General features: G+C 66.5%; 4 protein-coding genes. All 4 read left to right on the top strand.

The genetic code is table 11. The features are described 5' to 3' along the window. The first annotated feature begins 288 nt into the window (after positions 1–288). Positions 289–1,494: a substrate-binding domain-containing protein gene (locus DBR22_RS16650; RefSeq protein WP_108599937.1), complete on the top strand. Its 1,206-nt coding sequence runs from the start codon at positions 289–291 to the stop codon at positions 1,492–1,494. Between the two features lie 13 nt (positions 1,495–1,507). Next, on the top strand, positions 1,508–2,272 hold the full coding sequence (locus tag DBR22_RS16645; protein ID WP_108599936.1) for an ABC transporter ATP-binding protein: 765 nt from the start codon (positions 1,508–1,510) through the stop codon (positions 2,270–2,272). Next, complete coding sequence (locus DBR22_RS16640; RefSeq protein ID WP_108599935.1) at positions 2,269–3,072, top strand: ABC transporter ATP-binding protein; 804 nt, start codon at positions 2,269–2,271, stop codon at positions 3,070–3,072. Before DBR22_RS16645 ends, DBR22_RS16640 begins: the two co-directional genes overlap by 4 nt. Continuing rightward, positions 3,069–3,924: branched-chain amino acid ABC transporter permease (locus DBR22_RS16635; protein WP_108599934.1), on the top strand; the 856-nt coding region annotated here is incomplete at its 3' end. The genes DBR22_RS16640 and DBR22_RS16635, both read left to right, overlap by 4 nt.

The following is a 3,924-nucleotide window of genomic DNA, read 5'->3' as shown; positions in this document are numbered from 1 at the left end:
AATCCCTACCCCGGCTCGCCCAACCCCGCCTCGCATAAGCAACGCGGGGTCACTTCATGCCCGATAGAGGCCCTTTATTGAGCGAGGAGTGACCCCGCGTTGCTTGGGGGTCTTTGGATGGAGCGATCATCCGTTGCCGGAACGTTGCAATCGCGCGCCCGGAATCCGTTGACAGGATGTGAGCTGCGCCATAGATTTGCCGTAACCTGAATCGCCTTTCAGGTTCACTCCAGATTCTTACTTCGGCTCCACTGCTCAGTTTCCGCGGATTTCAACGAAAGGCATCCCGTGAAGGATACAAAGAGGTTCCTGCTGGCCGCCGTTATGGCCACCGGGTTGGCCCTCAGCGCCTGTGCGCCCACCACCGGCTCAGCCACCCCGGCCGGCTCCGGCAGCGCCGGGGCCACCACCGCCGCGGAACCCGTGGATGTGGGCATCATCTACTCCAAGACCGGGCCGCTTGCCGCCTACGGCGCAACCTACTACGAGGGCCTGCAGGCAGGCATCGACCACGCCACGGACGGGACCGGCGCAGTCAACGGTGCCAAGATCAACCTGACGTACGTTGACGACGGCGGCGACCCGGACAAAGCCGTCACGGCCGCGAAGGACCTGATCGGCAAGGGCTACAAAATCATCGGCGGAACGGTGGTCTCCGGCATCGCCCTGAAGCTCGCCGAACAGGCAGCCCAGAACAAGGTCCTGTACATTTCCGGCCCCGCCGCCACGGACGCCATCCAGGGCATCAACAAGTACACGTTCCGTTCCGGCCGCCAGAGCCTGCAGGATGTGGCCACGGCCGGCTCGTTCATCGACACCAAGGGCAAGAAGGTGGTGGTGTTCGCGCAGGACAACGCCTTCGGCCAGGGCAACGTGGCCGCCGTCAAGGCCGTCCTCGGTGCCAAGGGCGCCACGGTTGAGGCCGTGCTTGTCCCGGACGGACAGGAACTCACACCCTTCGCCCGCCAACTCATCGACGCCAAGCCGGACATGACGTTCGTGGCCTGGGCCGGAGCTACCTCCGGCACCATGTGGCAGACCCTCAGCCAGCAGGGAGCGTTTGACGCCGCGCCGGTGGTCACAGGGCTCGGCGACGCCGCCACCTTCGGTGCGTATGGAGAGGCCACCGGCAAGATCAGCTTCCTGAACCACTACTTCCCGGGTGCCTCCGGTACCGAGGTGGAGAAGAAGATGATCGCCGCCGTCGAAAAGGCAGGCGCAAAGGCCGATCTCTTCACCCCGGACGGCTTCGTTGCCGGCCAGATGATTGTCCAGGCCATCAAGGAAGGCGGTTCCGACGCCGACGCCATGGTCAAGGCACTCGAAGGCTTCAGCTTCGACGGCCCCAAGGGCAAGGAAACGGTCCGGGCCTCGGATCACGCCCTGATCCAGGACATGTACCAGGTCAAGCTCGTCCAGAACGGCGCAGCCTGGAGCCCGGAACTCATCAAGGTGGTTGCCGGCGATCAGGTCGCACCGCCCGAAAAGAAGTAGAAGAGGCCAGCGAATGGTAGCTCCAGCCCTGCCTGCCCTCGCGGTGGACGGCCTCGGCCTGCAGATCGGCGGAGCCCGCATCCTCCAGGATGTGAGCTTCGCCGTGGCCGCCGGCGAAATGGTCGGCGTCATCGGCCCCAACGGCGCCGGCAAGACCACCCTGTTCAACCTGATCTCGGGCGTGATGCGGCCCACCGAAGGAAGCATCACCCTGAACGGCAGCGAGATCACGGCCGCGCCGGTCCACCGCAGGGCCAAGGCAGGGCTGGGGCGGACCTTCCAGACCTCCAACCTGTTTCCCCGGCTCAGTGTGCTGGAGAACGTCCGGCTCGCCGCGCAGGCGAAAATCGGCGGCAGCTTCAGCATCCTGCGCTTCCCCTCCGCCTCCGATGAGGCCACCCGGATTGCCCTGGGCACCATCAGGGAAGTCGGGCTGACCGGCCAGCTGACGACGGCGGCGGGGGACCTTTCGCACGGCGAGAAGCGGAAGGTGGAGATCGCCGTCCTCCTGGCAACGGATCCCGCCGTCGTCCTCCTGGACGAGCCGATGGCCGGCGTCGCGTCCGGGGACGTCCCCTCCCTGACCGCGATCATCCGCGGGATGCACCGCGACCGCGGCTGCACCGTGATGATGGTGGAGCACCACATGGACGTGGTCCTGGGGCTGGTGGACCGGGTGGCGGTCATGCACCACGGCAGCCTGCTCGCGCTGGACAGCCCGGAGGCCGTGATGGCCGATCCGACCGTACAAAGTGCCTACCTTGGAGAACCCGTATGAGCACCGCAGCGGACGCGCGCCCGATCCTCAGAGTTGCGGGACTCAACGCCCACATCGCCGGCCAGCAGGTGGTGGAGGACGTCTCCTTCACGGTGCCGGCCACCGGAATCACCGCCCTGCTGGGCCGCAACGGCGTCGGCAAGACCAGCACCATCAAGGCCATCATCGGCCTGATCGACCGCACCGGAACCGTCGAACTGGACGGAGTCCGGGTCGAAAAGGAGCCCACCTACAAGATCATCCGCAGCGGCGTGGGCTACGTCCCGGAGGACCGCGAAGTGTTCTCCAAACTCACCGTCGCGGAGAACCTCCGCCTGGCGGAACGCGACGCCGCACCGCGCAGGCAGCTCGTCGAGGAGCTTTTCCCCGACCTGCTGGCCCGGGCCGGCCAGATGGCGGGCACCCTCTCCGGCGGCCAGCAGCAGATGGTGTCACTGGCCCGTGCCCTGCTGAACACCAACAAGATCCTCCTCGTGGACGAACCCACCAAGGGCCTGGCCCCGAAGATTGTCGCCGAGGTGGCCGAAACACTCGCCGAGGCTGCCAAGACTGTTCCCATCCTCCTGGTGGAGCAGAACCTGCACGTGGTCCGCCAACTCGCGGAAGGCGCGGTTGTCCTGTCCGGCGGGCGGGTGGTCCACACCGGCAGCGCCCTCGGGTTCCTTGACGACGCCGAGCTGACGCAGCGGCTGCTGGGCGTCTCGGCAGAGGGCGCCCCAGCAGAGCGCGGTTCAGCCGAGCTCGGTTCAGCCGTGTCAGCCAACCAGGCCGCCCGCCACGGGAAAGGCGCGGCCCTGTGAGTACCGTCGTCCTCCTGCTCTTCACCGGCCTCGGCCTCGGCGCCCTGTATTTCCTGGTGGCCGCAGGACTGTCCCTGATCTACGGGCTGATGGGCGTCCTGAACTTCGCGCACGGCGCGTTCCTCACCCTCGGCGCCTTCACCGGCTGGGAAATCGCCCGCCGGACCGGCTCGGATAGCTGGTGGACCTTCCTGCTCTCGCTGTTGGTGGGAGCCGCAGCCGGTGCACTGTTCGCCGTTTTCACCGAGTTTGTCCTGATCCGCCGGCTCTACCAGCGGCACATCGAGCAGGTCCTCATCACGGTGGGACTCTCGCTCGCCGCCGTTGCCCTCTTCGACGGTATCTGGGGGACCGATCCGGTCTTCATCCAGGGCCCGGCATGGTTCAAGGACACCACCGAAATCCTCGGCGCCCGCGTCCCGAACGACAGGTTTGTCTGCATCATCGCCGCTGTCCTGGTGCTGCTTGCCATGGTGTTCTTCCTCAAAAACACCCGGTACGGCATGATCATCCGGGCCGGCGTCGAAAACCGTTCCATGGTGACCGCCCTGGGCATCGACGTCCGCAAAGCCTTCACCCTCGTCTTCACCATCGGCGGCGCCGCGGCGGGGCTGGGCGGAGTCCTGGCCTCCCATTACTTCGGCTACGTCTCGCCGATGCTGGGCGGCTCGCTGCTGATCTTCGCCTTCATCGTCACCGTGATCGGCGGGCTCGGTTCCCTGACCGGCGCGGCGATTGCCGCCGTCGGGGTCGCTGTCCTGCAGCAGTTCGCCAACTTCTACCTCGGCGGCACCGGTGACTTCGTTGTGGTGCTGGCCCTGGCGCTGGTGCTGCTGTTCCGTCCGTCCGGCC

The sequence above is a fragment of the Arthrobacter sp. HMWF013 genome, assembly GCF_003061105.1.
Classification (GTDB): Bacteria; Actinomycetota; Actinomycetes; order Actinomycetales; family Micrococcaceae; genus Arthrobacter.
The sequence above is the reverse complement of the archived record's forward strand: the minus strand, read 5'-3'. Positions and strand labels throughout refer to the sequence as shown.

Excerpts from the sequence above, each read along its gene's own strand:
- DBR22_RS16645 (WP_108599936.1), top strand. The coding sequence starts at position 1,508 with ATGGTAGCTCCAGCCCTGCCTGCCCTCGCGGTGGACGGCCTCGGCCTG.
- DBR22_RS16640 (WP_108599935.1), top strand. The coding sequence starts at position 2,269 with ATGAGCACCGCAGCGGACGCGCGCCCGATCCTCAGAGTTGCGGGACTC.